Source organism: Thalassospira sp. MCCC 1A01428 (genome assembly GCF_002115825.1).
In the GTDB taxonomy this organism is placed as follows: domain Bacteria; phylum Pseudomonadota; class Alphaproteobacteria; order Rhodospirillales; family Thalassospiraceae; genus Thalassospira.
Genome location: NZ_JFJZ01000177.1, coordinates 1 through 401, shown reverse-complemented (window position 1 = coordinate 401; position 401 = coordinate 1). Strand labels below are relative to the sequence as shown.

2 tRNA genes are annotated in these 401 nt (G+C 54.1%); both read left to right on the top strand.

Annotated features, from left to right (window positions below):
• Nucleotides 1-78 precede the first annotated feature (78 nt).
• A tRNA-Ile gene (locus THS27_RS26490) sits at nucleotides 79-155 on the top strand.
• Between the two features lie 25 nt (nucleotides 156-180).
• Nucleotides 181-256, top strand: a tRNA-Ala gene (locus THS27_RS26485).
• Nucleotides 257-401 lie beyond the last annotated feature (145 nt).

The following is a 401-nucleotide window of genomic DNA, read 5'->3' as shown; positions in this document are numbered from 1 at the left end:
TTCAAGGGCTTTAAGTCTGTTGAATGGAAATGCAGATGGATGCGATGCATTCAGATTAGCGCAGCGAACTAACGTTCCGGGCCTGTAGCTCAGTTGGTTAGAGCGCACCCCTGATAAGGGTGAGGTCAGAAGTTCAACTCTTCTCAGGCCCACCATTATCGATGGTGCACGTTCTTCCCGGGGGGTGTAGCTCAGTTGGGAGAGCGCCTGCTTTGCAAGCAGGAGGTCATCGGTTCGATCCCGTTCACCTCCACCAGTTTTTAAAAGTGCGCTAGCGCCGGTCAGATGACCGCGCAGGCGAGCAATGAAATGGTGGGAACGGATGAGAAGGTGATACCGTAGTCAAGTCTGCCATATGGCAGTGCAGTTGTTTTAAACACTGCGCGCCGGGTTGGCCGGCG